Below are 24,776 nucleotides of genomic sequence, written 5' to 3'. Positions count from 1 at the left end.
GCCCGTCAGCACCAACGCCATTGGACGCATGGTTGGTCTGCTGGGCGACGAATGGACCCTGCTACTCGTACGCGAATCACTTTTGGGTGCAAGGCGATTCAGCGATTTCTCGGAGCGATTGCCGATATCCAACGCTGTACTCACCCAACGGCTCCAGAAGCTCGTCGACGACGGCCTGCTCCGACGTGAGGTGTATCAGGAACGGCCACTACGCGCGGGCTACCAGCCCACCCGACAGTGCCAGGAGCTGTGGCCTGTGTTGGTATCTATCTGGCATTGGGAGCGAACCTGGGTGCCAGAGCACCCCGAGAAGATGCCATTGATGCATCACCTAACCTGCGGGCAGGACTTTTCACCCGCGCTTCGCTGTGTGCATTGCCACCGGTCCGTGACCCGCGACCACATCGTCACCGAATGGGGCCCGAGCGGCGGGTGGCTCCGGTCCGTACCCGAGGGCGCAACTCGGCGGCGCAGCGGCGCCGACAAGCGCGGGCAAGCGGGGCTGTTCCCCGAAACCATGTCCATTCTCGGCAACCGCTGGGCGTCGGCGATGGTGGCCGCCGCCTTCCTCGGTTCACGGCAGTTCGGCGATTTCCATACCCGGCTCAGCGCCCCACCGGCCGTGATCGCCGACCGGTTGCGTGGCTTTTGCACTATGGGGGTACTGCAGCGTGCCTCTCACCCCAAGCGTTCCGATTGGTCCGAGTATCACCTGACCCCAAAGGGCCTCGCATTTTTCCCGGTCGTGATGACGGCCGTCGACTGGGGGCAGAGGCACTTCCCATCGACAGACGGTCCGGCGATGATCTTCACCCATCGCGAGTGTGGGCGTCCGTTTACCCCCGAACTTGCCTGCGACCAATGCGAGCAGAGCCTGGACCCGGACGCCATCGAGCCCCGATGACAAGTCGGCCCCGCACAGGAACCAATCCTGGCGGGGCCGACCTGTTTTAAGTGATTTAGGCCTGTCCAACCTCGAACCGCGCGAAGCGGGTCACGGTGACACCGGCCTCGTCGAGAAGTGCCTTGACGGTCTTCTTGCTATCGGACACCGATGCCTGATCCAGCAGCACGACATCCTTGTAGTAACCGTTGACCCGACCCTCGACGATCTTGGGCAGCGCCTGCTCGGGCTTGCCTTCCGACTTCGCGGTCTCCTCGGCGATGCGACGCTCGTTCTCGACCACATCGGCCGGAACGTCCTCACGCGTCAGGTACTTGGCCTTGAGCGCGGCGATCTGCAATGCGACCGAGTGCGCAGCCTCCGTGCCAGATCCCGTGTACTCGACCAGCACGCCGACAGCGGGCGGCAGGTCCGCAGCACGCTTGTGCAGGTAGGTCTCGACGGTGCCGTCGAAGTACGCCACCCGGCGCAGCTCCAACTTCTCGCCGATCTTCGCGGAAAGGTCGGCGATGGCCTGCTCGACCGTCCGGCCGTCCTCGACCTTCGCGGCCTTGAGGGCGTCCAGATCGCCGATCTTGCCGGCCGCAGCCGCACCGACGATGATGTCGGCGAGCCCCTGGAACTCGGCATTCTTGGCAACGAAGTCGGTCTCTGCGTTCAGCTCGACGAGCACACCGTCACGCGCGGCAACGAGGCCCTCGGCGGTGGCACGCTCGGCGCGCTTGCCAACGTCCTTGGCGCCCTTGATGCGCAGCACCTCGACGGCCTTGTCGAAATCACCATCGGACTCCGCCAGGGCGTTCTTGCAGTCGAGCATTCCGGCACCGGTCAGTTCCCGGAGCCGCTTCACATCGGCGGCAGTGAAATTCGCCATTTAGCCTTCCTCGGTTGCGGTTTCGGTGGTTTCGGTAGCAGCAGCCTCAGCGGCCGGAGCCTCAGCGGCGGGCACCTCTGCAGCTTCAGCGGCCGGGGCCTCTGCGACGGCGGAGGCAAGCAATTCCTGCTCCCACTCAGCGAGCGGCTCGGCAGCCTCTGGCTTCTCGTCGCCACCGGCCAGACCGGAGCGAGCCTGCAGGCCCTCGGCGATCGCGGAGGCAACAACCTTGGTGAGCAGTGCAGCGCTGCGGATCGCATCGTCGTTGCCCGGGATCGGGTAGTCGACGACATCGGGATCGCAGTTGGTGTCCAGGATCGCAATGATCGGGATGTTCAGCTTGCGGGCCTCGGCAACAGCGAGGTGCTCCTTGTTGGTATCCACCACGAAGATCGCCGAAGGCACCTTCTGCATATCCCGGATACCACCGAGGCTGCGCTCGAGCTTGTTCTTCTCACGCGTGAGCATGAGGATTTCCTTCTTGGTACGTCCCTCGAAGCCACCAGTCTGCTCCATGGACTCCAGCTCCTTGAGGCGCTGCAGACGCTTGTGGACGGTGGAGAAGTTGGTGAGCATGCCGCCCAACCAACGCTGGTTCACGTAGGGCATGCCGACGCGCGTCGCCTCTTCGGCGATCGGCTCCTGGGCCTGCTTCTTGGTGCCGACGAACATGACCGAACCACCGTGGGCGACGGTCTCTTTGACGAACTCGTACGCCTTGTCGATGTAGGTCAGCGTCTGCTGCAAGTCGATGATGTAGATGCCGTTGCGGTCGGTGAAGATGAACCGCTTCATCTTGGGGTTCCAACGACGGGTCTGGTGCCCGAAGTGCGCGCCGCTGTCAAGCAGCTGCTTCATTGTTACGACGGCCATGGTGAGCCATTCCTTATGTTGTCGGTTGCCGCCCAGGATCGGGTGATCCTGGGCCCTAGCGTCTGCTGATGCCGGAACCCACTTCATAGAAACCCATGAGATGGGACCGCCCGGCATGCTGATCACGAACTCGTGGGCAGACGCGCGAAGTCAACCCGCTAGGCGAGTTGCGGTGATGAGTTTACATGCTGCGACGAGTGCTTTTCGCCACCGTTGCCGGATTGCGCGGGAGCCCCGGCAGTTGTCCACAGAGCCCACACGGCTCTTCCCGGCACCGCCACCGTCTGGTCACCATGACGTCGTGTGGTTCGTCGTGTGGCTCAGATCGCTCGGGTGTCCCGTATTGATCTCCACCCTGGCGGTGGCCGTCGCGCCGGTGGCGCCCGCCGCCCCTGGGGATGCGCAGGACCGTTTCGGCTGGCCGTTACGTCCCCGACCTGCGATAACTCGGTACTTCGACGAGCCGCGGGAGCGCTGGAACCGCGGCCATCGCGGGGTAGATATGGCCGGCGCCCCCGATCAGCGCGTGATCGCGGCCGGGCCAGGAATCGTGGTGTACGCCGGATCGCTCGCCGGGCGGCCACTGATCTCAATCGAGCACGCGGGCGGCCTGCGTACCACCTATGAACCGGTCGCACCGCTGGTCAAACCGGGTCAGCGGGTGTCGGAAGGATCGGTCATCGGGACATTGCTACCGGGGCATCCGGGCTGCCCCGAGGCCGCCTGTCTGCACTGGGGCGCCCTGCGCGGGCCCGCGTCGGCCGCGGACTATCTGAACCCGCTGGGACTATTGGCCTCGACGCCGCTGCGACTGAAGCCGCTTACGCGTGACTAAGCCGCTTAGGCAGGCTGACAGATGTCGACGTGCGCGGGTTTTCCGGTGGCCTGCGACAGCCTGGACACCGCATCATGAAAGCGATCGAGCGCGTCCTGCTCGCTGACAACTTGGTAGAACGCGCGCATCTCACCGCCGTTAGCCACGCAGACCCACCACGGCGGATACACATCGGCAAGTGCCGTCCCCGGTGCCACGATTCCGAGGCTCAACACGGCGGCGGTGGCCGCCACCAGAATTCCGGCGCGCATGCTTGGCACTGTAGTCATCGGACCGATTTCGACCAGGCTCTTGCCCACAATTCCAGCGGGGCTAGCGCAACAAGCAGCGCCTTGCCCACCGCCGTCAGCGAGTACTCACCATCCCGGCTCCGCACGATATGCGCGGCGGTCAACTCGTTCAGACGTGAGGTGAGCACGCCGCTCGACACCTCCGCCGCGTCGCCCATGTCCCGCCTCAGCTCCGAGAAGGTCTTTGTCCCGGAGCGCAGTTCCCACAGCGCCAGGATTGCCCACCGTCGACCGAAAAGGTCGAACGCCGCATTGAGTGGCTGCCCGGAACCGGACCCTCGTACGGGCCTGCCGGGCCGCGGCGCGGCGGTCCCGTCGGGCGACTCCGCCTCCGATATTCCGGCGCTGGCGATGACCGTGAGCAGTCGACTGGCACGCTCGGCCATCTGCTCCGCGCTCTGTTCGGGGTGCCGGATCCACCAGGTGATCGTGGCGCCGACCATCCCCATCCAGCCCTGCGTCAGCACACCGATGTCCTGAGGGTCGCGCAACTGGGTCGCCGCGCTTCCCACCGCGGCCACGCCCTGGCCGGCCAATGCGGCGAGCCGCCTTCTGGCGACCCGAGCCGCGGCAAGTGCATCGCTACCCTCGGGCAGGGTCTGATCCCAGATGACCAGCCAGTCAGACGGGCGGGGCGCCAGCGCCTGAAAGATGGCCTGCAGAACGGCCCGCGGCAACGCGAGCGTGGGCGGTGCCGCCTCCATCGCCGCCGCGATGTGGTCGCCCACGATCGTTCCGGCGCGCTGCACACACGCGATGTAGAGCTGTTCCTTGGACCCGAAATACGCCAGCACCATGGGCTTGGATACTCCGACGGCCGACGCCACCGCGGCCAGGGACATGCCCGCGTACCCGCTGCGGCCGAACTCCTGACATGCGGCATCCAGGATCTGCTGCTCCCGCTCGGCGCGGGGCATGCCCTTAGTACCTGCCCGTGTCACCAGTCCCTTTTACCAGTTTCACGTCACCCAGGGCCGCGTATTCGTGTGCGCCGCGTCACAGTAGACCGATCGGTGTGATGTTGATATGACCGACTGTTAAATTAACGATCGGCCAGTTAACGTCAACGCTCACCAACCGGATCAATGAGGAGCTGGAATGCGTGGCGCGTGGGTGTATCTGGTATCGATTGCGATCCTCTGTATCGCCGGGGGCTACATAGCCCATCTACGGCTCAGCGACATCCCAGACCCTGCGATCGGCCATTCGTACAAGCCGCCGTCGATCGGCAAGCCACGTGAAAAGGTTGTCGAGTACCGGCTTGATGGGCCGACCGGGGCCACCGTCGCGGCGTCCTACCTCGATACCGACGGCAGCGTGCGCGAAGTATCGGGCACTCTGCCCTGGCAAACCACCCTGCGCACGGGGCAGCTCACCATCCCCACCGGCGTGGTCGCCCAGTCCACCACGGGCCAGATGTCTTGCAGCATCACGATCAACGGCGAGGTCCGCGACGAAAAGTCTTCCGACTCATCGGCCGTCTCCTGCCAGGTGGTGGTGGCGTGAACTCTCAGAACAACCTCGCCGGAAAACGCCGTCCCCTGCTCGCCCGGCTCATGTACCGGTTCTCCTTGCCCGTCATCGTGCTGTGGCTCGCCGCCGCCGGAGCACTCAATCTCGCAGTCCCCCAGCTAGAAACGGTGATCAAAGGGCACGCCCGCTCATTCCTGCCCGATGATGCTGCCTCGGTTCAGGCGATTGTCAAGATGGGCAACTACTTCGGCGGGGCGGGCACCAACAACTTCGTCTACCTGCTCCTTGAAGGCGATGCCCCGCTGGGAACCGAAGCACACCAGTATTACTCGTCGATTCTGGACCGGATCAACCAAGACAAGAAGCACGTCAACTCGTCCATGGACCTGTGGTCCAACCCGCAGTTCGCCCCGGCCAATGAGAGCGCGGACGGTAAGGCCGCCTATGTCCTGATCAACCTGTCCGGCAACATGGGTACGGCGCTGGCCATGGAATCCACCCAGGCCATTCGCGACATCATCGCTGAATATCCTCCACCCAAAGGGATTACCGCACACCTGACCGGACCCTCCGCGGTGGTCAACGACGAGCTGGTCTCGATCAACGATTCCATCCTGCTGTTGTTGATCTCGTGCGGCCTGTTGGTTGGCGCCATTTTGCTACTGGTGTATCGCAACCCGATAACCATCGCCATGCCACTACTGGTCGCGGGCGCGGGGCTCGGCGTCGGGCGTCCCATCGTCGCGTTCCTCGGCGAGCATCAAGTCATCGGGGTGTCGATCTTTGCTTCCGCACTCCTGGCAGTGATCGTGCTGGGAGCCGGAATCGATTACGGCATATTCCTTCTCGGCAGATACCAAGAAGCGCGCCGTGCTGGGGAGGATCCGGAATCCGCCTACTACTCGGCATTGGCCGGGGTCCAGCACATCATCATTGCGTCGGGGCTCACCGTCGCCGGGGCCACCGCGTGCATGTTGTTCACCCGCTTGGCGATCTTCAGCACCTCAGGGCTGCCGTGCACCATCGCGGTCATTGTCACGTTGGCCGCGGCACTGACTCTCGGGCCCGCGCTCCTGGGCCTAGGCAGTCGGCTCGGGTACTTCGAGCCGCGCCAAGAGAAGTCCCAGCGCCGGTGGCGACGCATCGCCACCTATGTGGTGCGCTGGCCGGGCCCGGTGCTCGCGGGCAGCTTGGCCGTGCTCGCGCTCGCGCTGTTGGTCATTCCAGGATTTCGGCCCAGCTTCAACGAGCAGGCCGCGCAGCCCAGTGACTCTCCCGCGAATCTCGGCTTTGCCGCGTCGGACCGCCACCTACCGCCAAATATCATGGCCCCCAGTCTCTTCTTGATCGAGTCAGACCATGACATGCGCAATTCAGGGGACATGATCGCGCTGGCGAAGCTGTCCAATGCGGTGCTGAACATCCCCGGTATCAACAATGTGCAAGGCATCACCCGCCCGCTCGGCGCCCCGCTGGAGCAAGGGGCGCTTACCTCGCAGGCGGGATACATCGGTGGGCGGCTGACCCAGATGACCAATCTGCTCAACCAGCGCATCACCGATCTCACTGCACTCAGCGGCCGGGTTGGGCAACTCTCGCTCACCGTTAAGGGCCTAGAACAGGCGCTGCAGAACGGGACCCGCGGTGCAACCCAGATCCAAGCGGGTGCAACCGAATTGCGCACCAGCCTGGCCGCCGTTGTACAGAAGGTGGACACCCTGCGCCAGACCGCCAGGCCCGCCGAGGACTTCGTGGGCTCGATTCCGAACTGCCGGGATAACGAGTATTGCCAGGCCGCACTCACCGGGTTCTCACTGTTCGATGACTTGCACCGTTTCGACAGTCTCGTTGGCAATCTGGTGAACGGAACCGGGGCCCTGGCACAGACGTTGCCTCAACTCGGTGCTCAGCTTTCGGGATTGAAGGCCTTCATCGCGCAAGTCAATGCGGTTACCGTCCCGCTGCAGAGCACGTTGCAGGTCTTGGTCCCGCAGGTCACCGAGATCACGCAATTCACCGACGAGCTCAGCAAGAGCTTCGCGGCGGGTGACCCGGGGTCGTCGTTCTTCCTGCCCAGTCAGGCATTTGACAATCCACTCTTCAAGAACGCGATGCCGTTCTTCTTCTCCACCGACGGCAAGGTGACCCGGATGATCGTCACACCGGACATGGAAGGGTTCAGCCGAGAGGCAATGGACCTGAGTGCCAAGATCATTCCGACCGCACTGCAGGCCATGAAGAACACCTCGCTGGCCGGGAGCACGGTGAGCATCGGTGGCCCGGGTGGCACCCTGCTGAACATCGAGGCATTCACGCGCGAGGACTTCATCACCAGTGTGGTGGCCGCATTCGCCTTCGTGTTCTGCGTAGTGCTGATCCTGCTGCGCAGTCTCGTTGCCGCGGTCGCAGTCATCGGCACAGTGGCGCTGTCTTACCTATCTGCGTTGGGCCTAGCCATATTCGTCTGGCAGGACATCATCGGCAATCCGCTGCACTGGTCGGTGGCACCGCTGTCGTTTGTCTTCCTTGTCGCGGTGGGTGCTGACTACAACATGCTATTGGTGGCCAGGTTCCGCGAGGAGATGCACGCCGGGATCAAGACAGGCATCATCCGCTCGATGGCCAACACCGGCGGTGTGGTCACCATCGCAGGATTGGTGTTCGGATTCACCATGTTCGCGATGATTGCCGGCTATGCACATAACATCGCCCAGCTCGGCACGACCGTCGGTCTGGGGCTGCTGCTGGATACGTTGATCGTGCGATCGTTCGTGATCCCTTCCATCGCAACACTGCTGGGGCGTTGGTTCTGGTGGCCCCTGGTGGTACACGACCGAGCCACCAGTCGCGACGCGATACCGCACAGCACTGACTCCGCGGATGTGCCTGATCATGGTCGGCTCGTGACCGCCGGCGGCAGGTGACCCGCACATGTGCGGCTTTGACCCCCTTAAGGTTTGCGTCCTCACACCGCACGCTTCGAATCGCGGGTAACTGCCATGCCCACGGGAGCCGGGTTCGCCGCAGTGCTTCTGTTTTTGGTGGTGGTAGCGCTGTGGGCGGCTGGCGGTAACGGAGGGTCGATGAGCTACTACCAGCGCGAGGTAGACCGCATGATGCGCAAGCAATCACGGCAGGAAAAGGCGAGTCTGGCAGCGAGAACCCGCCCCACCCGACGACGACACTGGACAAGTCAAGTCAATCCCACCCGGATCTGCCGATGGAGAAAGAAGCCACGCGATGCCGCGTGACCCCGTTACGCCCGCGGGTGTGCCTGATCGTGGACGGCCCGTAGACGCGCCACGGTGACATGGGTGTACAGCTGAGTGGTGGCCAGGGTGGAGTGCCCGAGTAGCTCCTGAACCACACGCAAGTCCGCGCCGCCCTCGAGCAGATGCGTTGCAGCGCTGTGCCGTAAACCGTGTGGGCCGATATCGGGGGCACCGGGCACGGCGGACATAGTCTGGTGCACCACGGTGCGGACCTGGCGCGGATCGATGCGCCGCCCACGCGCGCCGAGGAGAACCGCCGCACCAGAACCCGAGTTGGCAAGATGTGCTCGACCGCGGTCCAACCAGGCGGTCAGAGCATCGGCGGCTGGGTCCCCGAATGGCACGGTGCGCTCCTTGTCGCCCTTGCCCAAGACGCGCAACACTTTTCGCGACCTGTCGATATCGTCGATATCCAGGCCGCACAGCTCGCTGACGCGGATCCCCGTGGCGTAGAGCATCTCGACGATCAGCCGATCCCTCAATGCCATCGGATCGTCTTGTTCCGCACCCGAATGCGCTGCTTCCATCGCCGCGACGGCCTGATCTTGTCGCAGCACCGCGGGCAACGTACGGCGAGATTTAGGCTGTTGCAGGCGAATCGCGGGATCTGTCTGCAACAGCCCACGGCGGGTCGCCCAGGCGGTGAAGATCTTCACCGCCGAGGTGCGCCGTGCGACGGTGGAACGTGCCGCACCCTGCCGGGCCTGAGCGCCAAGCCATGACCGCAGCACCGGCAGCGAGAGATCAGCCAGGGTCGCTTCCGGATCGACCGCCGAGAGGTGATCGAACAATGAGGTGAGATCTCCCCGATAGGCGCGCTGCGTGTGCACCGACCGCCCGCGCTCCAGCGCCAGATACTCGGCGAACTCGTCGAGAATCGCGGTCAGCTGCGGTGTCACTCCCTCACGGTAGCTTCGGTAGCTGCCAGCTCCTGTTTCCACACGCGGAAAGACTCCTCGGTACGACCGCGCCGCCAATATCCCGAAATCGAGGCGGCCCATTTTGGTGCGACCCCACGCTCCTTGCGGATGTATGGCCGCAAACTGTGCATGACGGTCTGAGCCTCGCCGTGGATGAACACCTGTACCTGCCCGGGCAGCCACTCCGCAGAGCGCACTGCGTCGACCAATGGGGCGTTATCGCCCGCCAGGTTTTCGTCGACCTCGTCGGCACCCGCGCCGCGGTGGACCCAGATGATCTCGACATCACCGCGGGTATCGAAGGTGATCTCGTCCTGCGGACCGGCCACCTCGATGAACACCTTGGCGCGAGCACCCTTCGCAAGTGCCTGCAGCGCGACGGTGATCGCCGGGATGGCCGACTCGTCACCTGCCAGCAGGTGCCAGTCCGCAGCGGGATCGGGCGAGTAAGCGCCGTGCGAATCGGTGACGTAGAGCCTGTCTCCGGGCGTGGCCCGCGCTGCCCACGGGCCGGCCACACCGGTGTCACCGTGCACTACGAAGTCGATGGCGATCTCGCGACGGTCGATATCCACAGAGCGGATGGTGTACGTGCGGACGGTGGCCTGCATGTCGCGCGCCTGGTCAATATCCCGTGGACCTGGCCCTTCGTGGCCCTGCGGAAGGAATATCAGCTTGGCATAACTGTCGGTCTCTGGGGTGGCCTCAAAACCATCAAAACCGTTACCGCCGAGCACCACCCGGGTGATATGCGGAGTCACCCGCTCTGTCCGAACTACCTGCAACTCATGTAGCGGGCGTGCCATATCGCCTCCTGCGTCGAATCCTCTATGTCAATTGCCTTGACTATACGGAGGAACAGCCGCCAATGGGCGCCCCCGTCACGGCAACATGCCCCTGACGATCAGCTCAGCGGCGGCTTCGGCGTGAGCCTGAACTTGCTCTGGATCGAATACAGCATCCCCGAACACGGCACGTGCCAGCGCTCCGCTGCTGAACAAGGCGGCGGTGCCGGACGTGATGAGAAAGAAGCTGGTCTGGAGCGGTACATCACGCAGCTCCCCCGCCTTGACCGCCTCCTCGTAGACCGGGCCGAGCCGTTCCTGCATGGGAATGACGTAGGCCTGACAGATGTGCTGCAGCCGGTCGCTATCCTGGCCCGCCTCGATGTCCATGATGCGGATCAACTCGGGATGTTCAGCGGCGAAGATGACAAACATCTTGATGAATCGTTTGATCCGCTCGGAGGAACTCAAGCTCTCATCGTCGTCTGCGAGAACCTTCTCGACGATCGCCTGGAAGCCCCAGTCAACGGCGGCGTACCAGAGCTGTTCCTTGGACGAAAACCGTTGATGCAGCAGGTTATGGCTCACTCCCAGCTCACGGTTGAGGGTGCGCATCGACATGCCCTGATAGCCATGGGTGGCGAAGGCTTGTAGCGCCGCGGTGAAGATAGCGTCGGCTGACACTCCTTCCCCGCCTTTGCGCGGCCGGCCACGAGGGCGCCGCGTCAGCTCACTGGCATCAGTCACGAAATCCGCCACATCCTTCCTCCTCAACCATCATCCCCCCACCTACGGGCAATCGCGCTGAGGACTTCCGCATACCGGTCATGATCTTTATCGGGATCGCCGAACATCACTGTTACGGCCGGGCATACTGACGCGATGGAGACCTGGTTGTGGATCAGTGCCGGCGTGCTCGCCGCGGTGCACCTCGGCGCGGGTGCGTTCAAACTGCTCACCCCGTACGAAAAGATCGCAGCCAATCCCAACCTCGCCTGGGCCACCGATTTCACTCCCAACGTCGTCAAGGCGATCGGCGGATTGGAAGTGCTCGGCGCAATCGGCGTAGTGCTCCCCCACGCAACTGGGATCGTCCCGGTGCTCAGCCCGCTTGCGGCTGCCGGACTCGCGGTGCTGCAGGCCGGAGCCTTCGGTGTTCACGTGCGTCGCAACGAATGGAAGTTGACTCCCGTCAACGTGATCCTGATCGTACTTGCGGTGTTCGTCGCGTTCGAGTGGTACGGCTGATCGACGGCCGAGCAGCGACTACGGCGCGCCCACGAGATTGCCCTCGGCGCCGCATAATTCGCTGACATATGCGGCGAAGGCCTCCGCTTCCAGCGTCGCACCCTTTACCCTCCACACAAGTGCGAGGCGCCCTCGCATCACCCGATCAGATATGTCAATCTGTCGGATTCGGTCCAGACGGTCGGGTGAAAGCCCGGGAGCTACGGCGACGCCGAGGTCCCGAGTGACCAGGTGGCCCATCATGTCCACTGAGCTCGTCTCAAAAGCGATGTGTGGTACGAATCCCGCTGCCATGCAGGCCCGATCGAGGATTGTCCGAATCCCGGACCCCTGCGGATGACTGATGAGCGCACGGTCCCGCAGGTCCTCGACAGTGATCGACGCGCGGCCCGCGAGAGGGTCGTCGCCATGGACTATCGCCACGATGTTCTGCGGGGCGAGGAGCTGCTCGCACAGCTGCGGGGGCAACGTCGCGGCCCGCCCGACCACAGCCATATCGAGTTGGCGTTCGAGCACCGCCGCGATGAGTTGGTCAGATCTTGCTTCGGTCAGGGTGATTGATACCGCGGGGTGAATCAGATGGAACGCAGCCAAAGCGTCCGCAAGCAGAGGCAGCGGGTGAGCCACCGCCCCTATTGCCAAACGCCCGCACAGCTCTCCTGCCATGGAGTCGGCGGCCAACCGAATCTTGTCGACGGTCTCCAGTGCCATTTCGGCGAGCGGTCGCAACGCCTTGCCGAACTCGGTCAGATTGAGCGCCCTACTCGAACGATCGAACAGCTCGTGGCCGAGTTCGCGTTCCAATCGCCGGACCTGAGCGCTCACCCATGGTTGGGCGACGTGCAGAGCTTCGGCGGCGCGCGTGAAGCTCGCGTGGTCGGCCACCGCGCGAAAGTACTCGAGCTGCCTCAGCTCCACAGCGGATCACCCACGGCCTCAACAGAGGAGACAGTGCTTACCAACGCAATCGTCAGTAGTTGACGAGCCAGAGAGGCCCGAACTTGGCTATCCCCAAACCGATGAACAGGACCGCAATGATCGTCGCGGTGGCGAGGTCGTTCATGTGCTCGATGGGACTGTTCGACTCAGCCTTGTGGGGCTCGTAAATCTGAAATCCGGGCTCCATGACGTGCTTCCTTCCCTACTTTGATTGAACAACTGTTCTGAAAACATCGATCTGGTGATGCAACCGGCAAGGATCGCCACACCACTCAACCGAGAATGGTCTTTCGGTCGGAGTGGAAAAAGGTGATCAGAGTTGTTGCACCGCATATCAACCCGACGGTGAGTATCACCTTGGACCCGCTATAGAGCGAGGCTATGCCCCCACCGATGGCAGCGCCCAGGATGAAGGACAGGTAAAGCATGGCGTACCCGATCCATTCAAAAACAGAACCCTTGCCAAAGAGATGCCGCTCGAGACCCTGGCCCAGTTTGACGACTGTCCCCGTGACATAGCTCAACGGAATGGCCGTCTCGCCCTTCTTCACGAACGACGTGTTCAAGGCCCCGATCGCGAAGGCCAATAAGAGGATTGGTGTGAAGTGCACGTCGATGTTCGCCGTGAAACTCCGGTCCTGATAAAAGTCGACCGCCGCAGCAGCGAGGAGACCCACAGTGGTCAGTACGGTCGCCCCGTGCGGGTGATTCTTCCAGAATTTTCGCCTGCAATAGGACGCCACCATGACCCCGAACAGGAAGGCACCGATCATCGAGATAGCGGCAATCGGACCCGCACCGGCCACTTGCTGTTTGTCGGTGACCTTGAACCATGTCAGCACCGCGCGCTCGGTGTTTCCGGTCATGAATGTCACGAAATAGCCTGCGCTGTGCAGGAAGGCGACCGCACCGACCATTCCCGCGAGCCCGGAAAGCAGCCAGGAAAGCCGAGCCTCGCTGCCGATCGCGGCCTCACGAGTTATGACCGCGTCGGCAGATTTGGATGCCGCGGCATCACCACTGCGATTATCGAGTTCCATGTCGTCCTGGGATCTGTTCTCTACAGCCACGGAACCGCTACCGCTCTTCCTGTTCATGACGGCCAACTCAGGGCTTATCGATGTCGCCGACGTGGCCGTGCAAGACAACGAGCCCGTCGGCAAGTTTGTAGGTCAGGTACACGATGGCCAGCGTGTTGGCCTCGACGGCATCGGCCACCACCTGCGAGCGCTGCAGCAGTTTGATGCCCGTCTCTTCCACATGGCGGGCCTCGAACTCATCAATCCGGGTCAGGCCGTCCTTACGACCACCCAGTATCGAAGGCATGACCCGCACCACCAGATCCCGGATGTACCCGCCCGGCACCTCACCGGTGTCCAGAGCCTGCACGGTGGCACCCACGGCGCCACAGGAATCATGGCCAAGGATCGCGATCAACGGCACACCCAACACCGCCACCGCATACTCAATGGACCCCAGCACCGCCGAGTCGATCACCTGACCCGCAGTGCGCACGATAAACATGTCGCCTAGGCCCTGATCGAAAATGATCTCCGCGGCGACCCGACTATCGGAGCAGCCGAACAACATCACCTGCGGGTTCTGGCCGTTAGCAAGTTCTGTCCGACGCGCCACGCTCTGACTCGGATGCTGCGGAAGACCGCCGACAAAACGCTGGTTACCCTCTTTGAGTGCCGTCCACGCGGACTTCGGATCAGATCTCATATTTCCTTCATACCCTACCGGGGTATAGCATAGCTGTGAACTTCAACACACAGTTGACTTAATTCAACCATAGGTTGACTTCCGAAGCGATCGGAGCACTTCCCGTTGCGCATCGAGACACGGACTGCTGGAAGCGAATACGTCGGATCGCAGATTCGATAGCCGACAGTGACAGCCCTGGCAGATCTCTCCGATGGGCGTCGCAGTCATTGAAAGCACCCGAGTCCAATATGCCTGGAATCAGTGGATGCCGCAACGCCAATCCGCAATCAGTTGGCAATCATCCACCGCCACAACACACTCGAATGCCCCTCACCTCGCTGGACTACGGATACCCCCCATCACCGAACGGCGCAGCAGCGCAGGCTATTTCACCTTCTGGCTGGTGCGACGATGCGCAGGGCTGAGTAAGCCCAAATATTCACAGGAAATGCTCAGACTGTGCCACTTCATAACAAATCGTTCTAGCTGCCAGACAAAGTCGATGATGGCATTGGCAACCCGCTTCGCTGCACCATGGAAGGAGCCACCGGATTTGCAGCTCCACGGAGACGAGAGATAAGTGAAAATGTCACGCACACAAGAGGAATCGATGGTCAATATCCACTATGGGCCGCTGTGGAAGTACGAAGGAAGAACCGGATACGCCGAATACGTGGAGACCAGCGCCGTGGCAGGCACTCTCTACATATCAGGCCAGGCCGGGTACTCATCGTCCGGCGAGCTCCCTAAAAAGGACATGCGCGCCCAAATCCGCAATACGTTCGCGAACATCGCGGGGCTGCTGAAAACCGCCAACTACCCCACCAACCAAGTGATCAAGATTCACATCTATGTCACCGATATGGAACGTGCGCTGGAGGCCTACGACGAAGTCACCGAGGGCCTTCAACAGTGGGGCGCGGCACCGACATCGGTCATGACAGAGGTCAGCAGGCTGGCGTCAGCTGACATGCTCTGCGAAATCGAAGCGGTGGCCGTCAGATGAGCAATCCCCCGCTTATCGATGTCCATCACCACGCCCTACCCGTGGTGTACACCGCCGCACTTGCGCAGCACGGCATCACCGAGGCAATACCCGGGCAGGAGTTCCCGGCCTGGAGCCCGGAACTAAGCCTGCGATTCATGGACGCTCACAATATTCAGAAGGCGTATCTATCGGTCACGGCACCGGGATTCGCCGGACTCACCGGCCGCGAGGCGATCACGCTGGCACATGACGTCAATGCGTGGCTGTCCACGTTGTCGAGCGAATCGACCGGCCGGTTCGGGGCGTTCGCGATGATCCCGCTCGACTCTGCCGACACCGCCCGTGCGGCAGCCGTGACTGCGATTGAGGATATGCAGCTCGCCGGTGTGGGCCTGTACACCAGCACTGCGGGGCAATACCTGGGCTCATCGGATCTAGACCCCCTCTGGGAGTACCTTGAGGCACAGCAGGTTCCGGTGTTCATCCACCCTGTGGTGGGCCCGGGTGGGGTCCCCAATTTTGGCCTTCCGGCTTCAATCCTCGAATTCCCCATCGAAACGGCAAGGGCCGTCGCAAGCTTTCTGTTCAGCGGAAGGCTCGATCGGTTTTGCAACCTCAAGCTGATTTTCACCCACGCCGGGGGTGCGTTGCCGATACTCCTACATCGGTTGAGCCTGCGATGCAGCGTGGATCCGGCGCTGGCCGCCAGACCCCCAATAGACCTGATGGCCAGCATTGGTCACCTGTACTTCGATCTGGCGATGTCGGCGGCACCGGGGAACCTGGAAGCCTTGCGTTCGTTGATATCCGCTGACCAACTGCTGTTCGGCAGCGACTTTCCCCTGCAGGACGAGTTCTATGCCGGTGAGAACGCCGATGTCGTCTACTCCATGGATCTGGCACGCAGTACCACCGCCAATGCGCACGCTGTCTTTGCGCGCCACCTGGCCAGCCCAGCATGAACTTTGACAGCCAACCAACCGGCCCGATTGTCGTGCTGGGTAGCTCGGGGCAGACTGGGCGCGGAGTCGCAGACATGCTTGAGGCGCGAGGCTGCGTAGTTCGGAGGGCCTCCCGACGGTCCCAATGGATGTTCGACTGGGATGACGAGAGAACATGGGCACGCGTCCTCACTGGTGTCCGTCGCATCTACGTTGTGTTACCCGAACAGCGTTTTGACTGGACGGGATTCCTTGGGGCGGTGTCGTCTTCGGGGATCGAAAGTGTAGTGATACTCACCGCCCGCAATCCGGGTGCCAGCGGTGACGGCATCGCTGACGGCGCCGAGGATGCCTTCGCCGAATCATCACTTGACACGACGTTTGTCCGACAGTCCTGGTTCAGCCAGAACTTCATTGCCGGCCTGTTCTCACGGCAGCTCGATGCGACCGGCGAACTGCGCCTCCCCGTTGGTGACGGTAAGGAGCCATTCATCGACTACCGAGATATCTCTAATGTTGCCGTCCATGCGCTGCTTGCCAAGGACTCCACGCCCCACAGCATTGAGGTGTCCGGTCCAATTACTCAGCTTTGATCAAGCCGTCTCGATAGTGGGTAATGCCACCGGCCGCGAATTGTCTTATGTGCCAATATCCCTCGATGAATGGCGCCATAATGCTAGGTGGGCGGGGATTCCCAGTCCATTCGTCGACGCCCTCGCCAGCCTCTTTCAGGCGATCGCCGAGCATCGCGACGAGTACCTGTCACCCGGGGTCATGGAACACACCGGAAGCCCGCCGCGTTCATTGCGCCAGACCATCGCCGATATGACCACCGAGCCTCAGCTCTGCAGCCCCCTGCCACGGTGAGTGATCTTCCAGTCACCGCCCACGTCCGCTCCCGGGCTCACTAACGCGGCAAATAGTTGCTTTGATGAGCCCGTGCTGGCCGCACCCATCACGGCCGCCGGACGAGCCACCTAAAGCGGATATCCTGCGAATCCCGCACTGTTCCTCCCTACTTCGCGCACAGTGCCGTAGCGCTTCACAACCGGTGGTCGACCCCTCGACGGCCACCGGCACCCACAACCCCACGTACTCCCATCCGACTGTGGTCGCGAAGCTCACCCGAGTCAGAAATATCAGTTTCCATCCAGTGCGTCAAGGCGAAACTCAAAGCTGACAGAGCATGTAACTGACCAGCTCGTCGACGATGGGCTGGGGGTGCGGGGGATTCGAAGTACTGTAATGTCAGTTTCCGTCAGGACGGTTGGACCGAAACTGGGGGTTGATGGGAATGAGCGGTTCCGCACACCCCGGCGGCGAGATAGACGGCTCTGACCTCGCCGCAAAGGTCAATGAGTTGTTCGACACGATGCATAAGAAAAGCAAGGCTCAGCTGTCGAACTATGCCGCGGCCAAGGGCATTGAGGAATTAACCAAGGTATCGATCACCCCGCAATACTTGTCTCAGATCCGCGCGGGCGAGAAGACCAATATTTCGGTCGTCAAGCTTCGAGCGATCGCCGAGTACTTCGGTATCCCGGCGAGCTACCTCATTGAATCTGGCACTGACGAACGGATTAAGTCTCAGCTAGAGATGCTGAGAGTCTTCCGTGATGCGGGTGTCGTCGATATCGCCACTCGGGTTGCCGGACTGTCTCCGCAGGCCCTTGTGAACGTCGCGGCGATCGCCGACGGTTTGCGGGCTCTTGAGGAGCTCCCACCTGTAGAGCCGCCTGGCAATTCGGGCTCATCTGAGGGTCTGTGACATGACTCTGTCCGCTGAGGAAATGCTCGAAAGAGCCCGGAAGCTGCCAATCCCTACGCCGTGGGATCTGAACCAGTTCATCGCTAACATTGCTGAAATGCGCGGCCGTCCAATACATCTCATCGGCACAGATACTGTCACCGCCGCGGGAAGCCCATGCGGACTGTGGTTGGTCCGCCCGCATGACGACGTGATCCTCTATGACCAGAACACCTCGGCTTATCACATAGATCAGATTGTCCGCCACGAGGTTGGGCATATGGTCTTAGGCCACGATCTGGCACTCACGGATCAGACCGTGCCAGAAGCGGCCTCCGAGGTGTTCCGTAGTGTTCTGCCCGATATCAACGCCGACACCATCCGAGCAGTTCTGGGACGCACAGACTTCGCCAACGAGCAGGAGCGTGAAGCGGAGACTTTTGCGAGCTTGATCATGTTGGCGGGCCGCGAACAGGAGAAAAAGGCGCCGCGACCCGTGGTGCGTAGCGTGTTCTTCCCCAACGAACGATGACATCGTCGGTTCCTGGTTGGCTCGCGTGGCCCCTGATCGCCGCGATGGCGGCGGCAATCGCGGTGCGCTACCGCTGGTTCAACACCACACTGCCGGAGAACTACTTCAACAACACGCTGCTGCTCATGCTCACGGCTCAGCTATTGCGCGAGCATGCCGTGGAGGAGTTTCTGGCGCGCACAGCGGTGATGACGATCACTATGGCCCAGCACTTGTCGTTAGTGTTGGTGTTCTTCATGGCCGCGGAGTTCATGGGGTTCATCACCTTGTGGGCGCAGCTGTCTCCGGAGGAGACGCGACGCCGGCACCGCTATCACCGTGCTGCTGCTGTCATCCTTTCGGCAGCATTCTTCGCTGTCACCACACGGGCCCGCGTGGACGGTCAGCTGCTGGAGGTCTCAGGCGGGTGGGACAACATCATCGCCTGGGGCCTGTACGCGGTATTGCCGGTTGCCCTGGGTGTGCAGATGGTCAGAATGAGCAGCCGAGAATTCAGGCGACCCGGCGTGAAGCGCCGCGAACTTATGACCGCGGGGTCCATTGCCGTGATCGGAGCGGCGATCGGGGTCACGACGTTGATCGCGATGCTCCTGGAGCTTTTCGAGGAGCTCGGTTGGGTTCACTCGCTGGACTACCGACTCAAGACGCATGCCTACATCTTTTTCTGGGAGGCGATCGGCGCCACGGCTGTCTCAGCCATCCCGATCTCCTTGGCGATCGGGACTTACCTGGGATGGGACTCCTACAGTCGGGATTGGCGACAGTTGCAAGCTCTGCGGTCAGACATGACGACAGCGCTGCCCGACGCGATATTCAAGATCGAGCACACCCAGTCGCGGCGGGCGAACACTGAGTTGAAGTTGCACCAGACGACCATCCAGATCCGCGATGCAATCCTGCAGCTGCGTCCCTACTACGCCGACATCTCCCCCGAGGCCCAGGAGCGGTTCATTCAGAAGCACGCCGTCCCTGATAGCGCCCGCACCGGCGCCATCTACGCCCTACAGCTCGCCGCCGCGGTGCTCGGCAAGGAATCCGGCGCGCCTGCCTCCCCCGATGCCCCACAGATCGTGCGGTCCGAGTCGACGAACCTTGTCGAAGACGCCGCCGAGTTGTTGGCCTTGGCGCGCTGGTGGCCGACATCACGGGCCTACATCTCGCAGCTGGCCGCTGCCCAGCCAACCCCGAAGACTCCTGAATGCGAAAGCGGACAACGATGACTGAAACTCGTACTGGCTCGCAACCTGCTCAATCGTTCCCTCATCCGAAGGGACGGCTTTGGGTCGTCGGGGATCTGCTCAGCGTTGACTTCGCCAGACCTGTGCAGGGCCTCACCCGTGAGGGGCGCCGCCACAACGGTATTTTCGAGCAGCGTATCGGCGACTTCCCCGTCGTCGTGGTGTCTGGCCCAGAGTTGATCGAGGAGATCAACAACGAGCAGTACTGGGAGAAGAACGTCGGCCCGACACTGCACAAGGTGCGCAGCCTTGCCGGCGACGGCATGTTCACCGCTTACAACACCGAAGAGAACTGGCGAAAAGCCCACGACATCCTCGTCCCCGCCTTCACCAAAGAGGCGATGACCAACTACCACGCCAGCATCGTCGACACCGTTCACGAACTCGTCACCGCATGGGGCACCCACGCCGGCAACAAAATGTGGATCAATATCCCCGACGAAGCCAACCGGCTCACCATCGAAATCATCAGCCGCGCAGGGTTTGGATACACCTTCAACAACCTGCGCGACTCCAGTGAAAACCCCTTCATCACAGCGGTTTTGCGTGAATTGCAGTACGCCAACCGACGTACCGACTCTATCCCGTTCTACGAACAGCTCTTCGGCAGTCGTCGTCGTCGGTCGCATGATGCCGACAAGAAATTCATCCGTGCAGAAGTCGACAAGATCATCGCTGCCCGCCGCGACCAGCCCCGTATCGGACAGACTCCCGACATGCTCGACATCATGCTCACCTCCACCGATCCGGTCACCGGTGAGACACTCGACAACAACAACATCGGCAACCAGATCATCACCTTCCTAGTCGCCGGTAGTGAAACCTCGGCCAACGCAATCGCATTCGCGTTGCACTTCCTGTCCGTCCACCCCGACATTGCCGACAAGGTCCGCACTGAGGTCGACCAGGCGTGGCCCGGGCGCACGTTCCCTGATTTCCAGTTCGACCAGATCGCCAAGCTGCGCTACCTGCGTCTAGTCGTCGAGGAGACTCTGCGTCTGTGGCCGGTCGCCCCGGGCTATTTTCGGCAGGCCAAGCAGGACACGACTATCGGCGGCGGACGGTACGCCTTCAAAAAGGACGGCTGGGTGTTCGTGAATCTGGTGGCCGCGCACACCGACCCGTCCTGGGGGCCTGATGCTGACCTGTTCGATCCCGACCGAATGACCACAGAGAACCGTCGCAAGCTGGGTGCGCATATCTATCGCCCATTCGGGGTCGGAGTGCGTCAGTGCATCGGCCGCCAATTCGCCCAGCACGAGATCGTGATCGCACTCGCGGCTATCCTTCATCAGTTCGACCTTGAATCACGTCCCGGCTACAAGCTGCAGGTCGCAGAAACGCTCACTCTCAAGCCCTCGGACCTGCAGCTACGTCTCGCCAAGCGCACCTAGCCGGTGCTCGCCTCCTGCCGGTGGCGCCTATTGGGGAATGAGAGCGCCCGGCAGAGTGACGGGGTGCAGTCCACCGGGGGGTCGTGGGCTGTACTCGAATCAATCTGCCGGGCACCCTCAACTGTAGCGTCGCGCCGCCGGGTATGTGGAGGTTGAAACCTCGCACGACGGAGCGGTGTACAGCGCGTAGCTTCCGTTTGTCAGACAACGCCGGTCGGCGGCGCGTCCGCCGCGCTCATTGCGCCAGAACATCGCCGATATGTCCACCTAGCCTCAGCGCTGCCGCCTCCTGCCACGGCGAGTGATCTTCCAGTCACCGTCCGCGTCCGTCACCAAGTCCTCGAGTTCCAGGATCGCCAACGCACCCTGAACTCGGCTGGTGCTCAACCCCGATTCGACGACCAGCTGTTGGACTGAGGCGCAACCACGGCCGGGCAGCGCCTCGTAGACACGCTGCTCGTCCTCACCGAGCCCGTCGACGACATTGGTGGGCCTTTCCGGGACAGGCGCGAACTCGCCCAATCGACCCGCCAACTCGATCACGTCCTGGGCGCAGCCAATGAGCCGCGCGCCACGCTCGGCTATCTCAATATGCGTACCCGCCGACGCAACCGAGGTGATTGGGCCGGGTACCGCACCAACAGGCCGCCCAAGCCCACGCGCCCAGGCGGCGGTATTGGCGGCTCCGCTGCGTATGCCGGCCTCGACCACCACAGTCGCGCCGGAGAGCGCCGCCACCAACCGATTTCGGGTGAGAAATCGGTATCGCGCGGGCCGCACGCCCGGCGGGTACTCGCTGATCACCATTCCGTGGCGGGCAATTCGGTAGAGCAGCCCAGAGTGACCGGCTGGATAGGGTACGTCCACACCTCCCGCGAGTACTGCGATGGTGATGCCCTCGCACGCCAGTGTCGCCCTATGCGCGACGCCGTCGATCCCGAACGCGCCACCGGAGACCACTGCTACGTCACGGGCCACCAGACCCGTCGCGAGTTCGGCTGTCACATGTTCGCCATAGCCTGTACAGGCACGCGTACCCACGAGTGCCGCGGCCCGGGACGCAACCTCTGGCAGGGAGTGCTCACCAATCACCCAGAGTGCGAGCGGTGCTCGACCACTCGGCATCCGCTTCGTGTCGACCATGGCGAAACTCTGGAACTGCCACTGCGGCCATTCCGGGTCATCGGGTGTCACGAGACGCCCACCAAGGCGACACAAGATCTGCAGATCCTCGCGACTGCGGTCGATATCGTGCCGGGCCCGCACGATGGCCCGCACCCGGTCCGGTACATCCAAGCGCCGGACGCGTTCGGCGGTCTCGTGTGCGCCGAACACCGACACCATGGCCTCGAGTTCCGCACTGGGTGCCTCAGCCACACGTGACAAGTAGGCCCAATCGGCCGGGTCGCCGCTCATCGCTTATCGCGGAAGGTCAACGCGAGCTTCACATCGTCGGCGCCCGGCAGATCACGCCCGGCAAGATCGGCGAGAGTCCACGCGACACGTAGGCAACGATCCAAAGCCCGAACGCTAATGAGCCCGCGTTCCATGGCGTTACGAAGGGGCTCCATGACCGTCCGCGACGGCCGGAACTCCTTGCGCAACAGCGGGCCCGGAGCATCGGCGTTCACGCGAAATCCGTACTCCGACCAACGGCTCGCTGCGCGTTCGCGGGCCAGGACCACGCGCTCACGCACCAGCGCCGTGCCCTCAGCGGCTTCGTTGAGAGCGGTTTGACTGACCGGGTGCATCCTTACCCGAAGATCCACCCGATCAAGAAGTGGCCCCGACAACTTTCCCAGGTACCGACGACGCACCGACGACGGACACGTGCAATCCCGTGGATTCGCCGGTGCACAGGGGCATGGATTGGCTGCCAGCACCAGCTGAAAGCGGGCCGGGTACGCGACGACACCGTCACGTCGCGCCAACCGAATCTCCCCATCCTCCAACGGCGTACGCAACGCCTCCAGCGCAGGGGTCGAGAGTTCAGCACATTCGTCGAGGAACAGCACCCCGCGATGGGCTCGGCTTACAGCGCCAGGTTTGGCCGTGCCGGAGCCGCCGCCGACGAGCGCGGCGACACTCGAGGTGTGGTGCGGCGCCACGAATGGGGGTCGGGTGATCAACGGCTGCTGTGCCGTCAACAGGCCCGCCACCGAGTGGATGGCCGTGACCTCGAGCGCCTCACCGTCCGTCAGCGGCGGCAGCAGACCCGGCAGGCGTTGCGCCAGCATGGTTTTACCGATTCCGGGCGGTCCGGTCAGCATGAGGTGATGTGCGCCCGCCGCCGCCACCTCGACCGCGAATCGCGCATCACCATGCCCGACCACATCCGCCATGTCCGGAATGTCGTTCTCGCATTGCACGTCCAACCGCACTACTGGGTCCAGCTCACCGTCGGAACACAGCCAGGCCGTCAGTTGCCGCAAGGTCTGGGCACCCAACACCTCGATACCGTCGACCAGCCCCGCCTCCCCCAGATTCGCCTCGGGTACCACCACGGTCGGCCACCCGTCACGTTTGGCCGCCAGCACCGCCGGGAGTACACCGCGGATCGGGCGCACCCGCCCATCAAGGGCCAACTCCCCTAGGAGCAGTGTCTTTTCCAACCTTGTCGGCGGGATCGCCTTACTAGCCGACAACACGGCGGTGGCGAGAGCGAGGTCGTACACCGAACCCATCTTCGGCAATGTCGCCGGTGACAAGGCCAAGGTCAGACGCGATGCCGGCCACGTGAACCCGCAGTTGGTGATCGCCGCACGTACACGATCACGAGATTCCTGTAAGGCGGCATCGGGCAGCCCGACAAGGTGTACTCCGGGGAGTCCCGCGCTGATGTCGGCCTCGATCTCCACCGTCTGTCCGGTTACCGCCTTGACCGCAACGGAATACGCTCTCCCCAGTGCCATCTCAGCCCACCCCGTGAATGTGGGTGATCTCGGGCACGGGTCCGCTCAAGCGGATCTCGATGACATCGATACGCACGGCCTGCCACGAACCGCCCTGGGCAGCCAGCCAGATGCCCGCAAGCCTCCGCAGCCTACGCAACTTGGTGTGCGTCACCGCCTCTGCGGGCGTCCCGAACGCGCGGCCGGTGCGGGTCTTCACCTCGACAAAGACCAACACCTCGCCCTCGGTCGCGATGATGTCGAGCTCTCCGTACCTGCACCGCCAATTGCGATCGAGGATCGTGAACCCGTCGCCGCTCAGGTATTCAGCGGCCAGATCCTCTCCGCGGCTACCGATCTGTGCGCGTGTGGTGGTTGTCATGTCGTCACCATCCGCACAGGTACCGACACGGGCGCAGCCGAGGTACCTCAGGGATGAGGGCTATCCACATTCCGGCATTCATCCACAGGATCCGGCCGTGACCGCGCCAGATCAGGCGTATCACAAGGCCAGCATCGTCGAACTAGAGCAATACATTCAGCGCATGGTCGAGCGCCTACTGCGTTAGCGCACTAACCCCACATCTTGACCGGATGAACCACCGGCGCAACCTTGCCAATCGCACCCGACGCGGGCCCCGGCAGGTCCTTCGAGTTGGGAGCTGACTTGATCTCGACATCGTCCCTCGCGGTGCAGACAGCGCTACTCGACTTCGACGGCGCACAGTGCGCCTGCGGCTCGGACACGACCGCACCTGGTGAGTCCACCGGCAGGGCAACGACAATCACCGGTGCGATCATCGCCATCGCCCTCATCAGCAAAATGCCCATCGGCAGAGAATGGGCCACGCACACCACATTCGCAACTCGAACGATGTTCCGCTGGACAGTAATTCCCATCACAGTGCCCAGAATCTGTCAGGTC

At 62.6% G+C, this 24,776-nt stretch carries 29 protein-coding genes; 14 read left to right on the top strand and 15 right to left on the bottom strand.

Annotated features, from left to right (window positions below):
* The first annotated feature begins 28 nt into the window (after positions 1–28).
* Complete coding sequence (locus B4383_RS00885; protein WP_286150510.1) at positions 29–904, top strand: winged helix-turn-helix transcriptional regulator; 876 nt, start codon at positions 29–31, stop codon at positions 902–904.
* A gap of 55 nt (positions 905–959) precedes the next feature.
* Here the strand turns inward: B4383_RS00885 and tsf are convergent, their stop codons facing one another.
* Together tsf and rpsB are read right to left on the bottom strand one after the other, a co-directional pair.
* The gene (tsf, locus tag B4383_RS00880; RefSeq protein ID WP_078287566.1) at positions 960–1,778 is read right to left on the bottom strand and encodes a translation elongation factor Ts; all 819 of its coding nucleotides are present in this window, start codon (positions 1,776–1,778) and stop codon (positions 960–962) included.
* Positions 1,779–2,651, bottom strand: a complete 873-nt coding sequence (rpsB, locus tag B4383_RS00875; protein ID WP_078287565.1) for a 30S ribosomal protein S2 — start codon at positions 2,649–2,651, stop codon at positions 1,779–1,781. It lies immediately after the preceding gene.
* Between the two features lie 376 nt (positions 2,652–3,027).
* On the opposite strand from rpsB, the gene B4383_RS00870 reads away from it, so the two are divergent.
* Entirely contained in the window at positions 3,028–3,486 is a 459-nt protein-coding gene (locus B4383_RS00870; protein ID WP_198942438.1) for a M23 family metallopeptidase, read from the top strand.
* Between the two features lie 5 nt (positions 3,487–3,491).
* On the opposite strand, the gene B4383_RS00865 is transcribed toward B4383_RS00870, so the two are convergent.
* Positions 3,492–3,737 carry a hypothetical protein gene (locus B4383_RS00865; RefSeq protein WP_078287564.1) on the bottom strand — a complete coding sequence of 82 codons (246 nt, stop codon included), beginning with the start codon at positions 3,735–3,737 and terminating at the stop codon, positions 3,492–3,494.
* Between the two features lie 14 nt (positions 3,738–3,751).
* On the bottom strand, positions 3,752–4,717 hold the full coding sequence (locus tag B4383_RS00860; RefSeq protein WP_078287563.1) for a TetR family transcriptional regulator: 966 nt from the start codon (positions 4,715–4,717) through the stop codon (positions 3,752–3,754).
* A gap of 157 nt (positions 4,718–4,874) precedes the next feature.
* Between B4383_RS00860 and B4383_RS00855 the strand changes: the two genes are divergently transcribed.
* The 3 genes from B4383_RS00855 (at position 4,875) to B4383_RS00845 (ending at position 8,500) form a co-directional block, all read left to right on the top strand.
* Positions 4,875–5,282, top strand: coding sequence for an MmpS family transport accessory protein (locus tag B4383_RS00855; RefSeq protein ID WP_078287562.1), 408 nt, complete (start codon positions 4,875–4,877; stop codon positions 5,280–5,282).
* Positions 5,283–5,332: 50 nt separating this feature from the next.
* Positions 5,333–8,173, top strand: a complete 2,841-nt coding sequence (locus tag B4383_RS00850; RefSeq protein WP_286150509.1) for an RND family transporter — start codon at positions 5,333–5,335, stop codon at positions 8,171–8,173.
* 75 nt (positions 8,174–8,248) lie between these two features.
* A complete protein-coding gene (locus B4383_RS00845) occupies positions 8,249–8,500 on the top strand; it encodes a hypothetical protein (protein WP_078287560.1) in 252 nt (83 codons plus the stop codon).
* A 5-nt stretch (positions 8,501–8,505) separates the two neighbouring features.
* Here the strand turns inward: B4383_RS00845 and B4383_RS00840 are convergent, their stop codons facing one another.
* From B4383_RS00840 to B4383_RS00830, 3 genes are all read right to left on the bottom strand, one after another.
* Complete coding sequence (locus tag B4383_RS00840; protein ID WP_176138379.1) at positions 8,506–9,408, bottom strand: tyrosine recombinase XerC; 903 nt, start codon at positions 9,406–9,408, stop codon at positions 8,506–8,508.
* Between the two features lie 8 nt (positions 9,409–9,416).
* Positions 9,417–10,247 (bottom strand): siderophore-interacting protein, encoded by an 831-nt coding sequence (locus tag B4383_RS00835; protein WP_078287558.1) that lies wholly within the window; start codon positions 10,245–10,247, stop codon positions 9,417–9,419.
* A gap of 75 nt (positions 10,248–10,322) precedes the next feature.
* Positions 10,323–10,910, bottom strand: coding sequence for a TetR/AcrR family transcriptional regulator (locus B4383_RS00830; protein ID WP_078287822.1), 588 nt, complete (start codon positions 10,908–10,910; stop codon positions 10,323–10,325).
* A 198-nt stretch (positions 10,911–11,108) separates the two neighbouring features.
* On the opposite strand from B4383_RS00830, the gene B4383_RS00825 reads away from it, so the two are divergent.
* Positions 11,109–11,474: a DoxX family protein gene (locus B4383_RS00825; protein WP_078287557.1), complete on the top strand. Its 366-nt coding sequence runs from the start codon at positions 11,109–11,111 to the stop codon at positions 11,472–11,474.
* 18 nt (positions 11,475–11,492) lie between these two features.
* Here B4383_RS00825 and B4383_RS00820 read toward each other — a convergent pair whose 3' ends face one another.
* From B4383_RS00820 to B4383_RS00810, 4 genes are all read right to left on the bottom strand, one after another.
* Positions 11,493–12,392 carry a LysR family transcriptional regulator gene (locus tag B4383_RS00820; protein ID WP_078287556.1) on the bottom strand — a complete coding sequence of 300 codons (900 nt, stop codon included), beginning with the start codon at positions 12,390–12,392 and terminating at the stop codon, positions 11,493–11,495.
* 52 nt (positions 12,393–12,444) lie between these two features.
* Positions 12,445–12,600, bottom strand: a complete 156-nt coding sequence (locus B4383_RS26125; protein WP_139360466.1) for a hypothetical protein — start codon at positions 12,598–12,600, stop codon at positions 12,445–12,447.
* 85 nt (positions 12,601–12,685) lie between these two features.
* Positions 12,686–13,510 carry a YoaK family protein gene (locus tag B4383_RS00815; RefSeq protein WP_078287555.1) on the bottom strand — a complete coding sequence of 275 codons (825 nt, stop codon included), beginning with the start codon at positions 13,508–13,510 and terminating at the stop codon, positions 12,686–12,688.
* A 10-nt stretch (positions 13,511–13,520) separates the two neighbouring features.
* The gene (locus tag B4383_RS00810) at positions 13,521–14,138 is read right to left on the bottom strand and encodes a carbonic anhydrase (protein WP_078287554.1); all 618 of its coding nucleotides are present in this window, start codon (positions 14,136–14,138) and stop codon (positions 13,521–13,523) included.
* Between the two features lie 568 nt (positions 14,139–14,706).
* On the opposite strand from B4383_RS00810, the gene B4383_RS00805 reads away from it, so the two are divergent.
* The 8 genes from B4383_RS00805 to B4383_RS00770 all read left to right on the top strand — a co-directional run bounded on the left by B4383_RS00805 (position 14,707) and on the right by B4383_RS00770 (position 20,960).
* A complete protein-coding gene (locus B4383_RS00805; protein ID WP_078287553.1) occupies positions 14,707–15,126 on the top strand; it encodes a RidA family protein in 420 nt (139 codons plus the stop codon).
* Positions 15,123–16,070, top strand: coding sequence for an amidohydrolase family protein (locus B4383_RS00800; protein ID WP_078287552.1), 948 nt, complete (start codon positions 15,123–15,125; stop codon positions 16,068–16,070). The genes B4383_RS00805 and B4383_RS00800 overlap by 4 nt, the downstream gene beginning before the upstream one ends.
* Positions 16,071–16,198: 128 nt before the next feature.
* Positions 16,199–16,642 (top strand): hypothetical protein, encoded by a 444-nt coding sequence (locus B4383_RS00795; protein WP_078287551.1) that lies wholly within the window; start codon positions 16,199–16,201, stop codon positions 16,640–16,642.
* Positions 16,643–16,658: 16 nt separating this feature from the next.
* Positions 16,659–16,916: a hypothetical protein gene (locus tag B4383_RS00790; protein ID WP_078287550.1), complete on the top strand. Its 258-nt coding sequence runs from the start codon at positions 16,659–16,661 to the stop codon at positions 16,914–16,916.
* Positions 16,917–17,343: 427 nt separating this feature from the next.
* A complete protein-coding gene (locus B4383_RS00785) occupies positions 17,344–17,817 on the top strand; it encodes a helix-turn-helix domain-containing protein (RefSeq protein ID WP_237161172.1) in 474 nt (157 codons plus the stop codon).
* Positions 17,818–17,914: 97 nt separating this feature from the next.
* Positions 17,915–18,328, top strand: a complete 414-nt coding sequence (locus tag B4383_RS00780) for a hypothetical protein (protein ID WP_286150486.1) — start codon at positions 17,915–17,917, stop codon at positions 18,326–18,328.
* Positions 18,325–19,548 carry a DUF6545 domain-containing protein gene (locus B4383_RS00775; RefSeq protein ID WP_078287547.1) on the top strand — a complete coding sequence of 408 codons (1,224 nt, stop codon included), beginning with the start codon at positions 18,325–18,327 and terminating at the stop codon, positions 19,546–19,548. Before B4383_RS00780 ends, B4383_RS00775 begins: the two co-directional genes overlap by 4 nt.
* Positions 19,545–20,960, top strand: a complete 1,416-nt coding sequence (locus B4383_RS00770; protein ID WP_078287546.1) for a cytochrome P450 — start codon at positions 19,545–19,547, stop codon at positions 20,958–20,960. Before B4383_RS00775 ends, B4383_RS00770 begins: the two co-directional genes overlap by 4 nt.
* 273 nt (positions 20,961–21,233) lie before the next feature.
* Here the strand turns inward: B4383_RS00770 and dprA are convergent, their stop codons facing one another.
* The 4 genes from dprA to B4383_RS00745 form a co-directional block, all read right to left on the bottom strand.
* Positions 21,234–22,376 carry a DNA-processing protein DprA gene (dprA, locus tag B4383_RS00765; RefSeq protein ID WP_078287545.1) on the bottom strand — a complete coding sequence of 381 codons (1,143 nt, stop codon included), beginning with the start codon at positions 22,374–22,376 and terminating at the stop codon, positions 21,234–21,236.
* Positions 22,373–23,872 (bottom strand): YifB family Mg chelatase-like AAA ATPase, encoded by a 1,500-nt coding sequence (locus B4383_RS00760; protein WP_078287544.1) that lies wholly within the window; start codon positions 23,870–23,872, stop codon positions 22,373–22,375. The genes dprA and B4383_RS00760 overlap by 4 nt, the downstream gene beginning before the upstream one ends.
* Position 23,873: 1 nt before the next feature.
* Positions 23,874–24,233, bottom strand: a complete 360-nt coding sequence (locus B4383_RS00755) for a YraN family protein (protein ID WP_078287543.1) — start codon at positions 24,231–24,233, stop codon at positions 23,874–23,876.
* Between the two features lie 191 nt (positions 24,234–24,424).
* A complete protein-coding gene (locus B4383_RS00745; protein WP_233146447.1) occupies positions 24,425–24,682 on the bottom strand; it encodes a hypothetical protein in 258 nt (85 codons plus the stop codon).
* Positions 24,683–24,776 lie beyond the last annotated feature (94 nt).

It is taken from the genome of Mycobacterium sp. D16R24, assembly GCF_002013385.1.
GTDB lineage: Bacteria > Actinomycetota > Actinomycetes > Mycobacteriales > Mycobacteriaceae > Mycobacterium.
The sequence above is the reverse complement of the archived record's forward strand: the minus strand, read 5'-3'. Positions and strand labels throughout refer to the sequence as shown.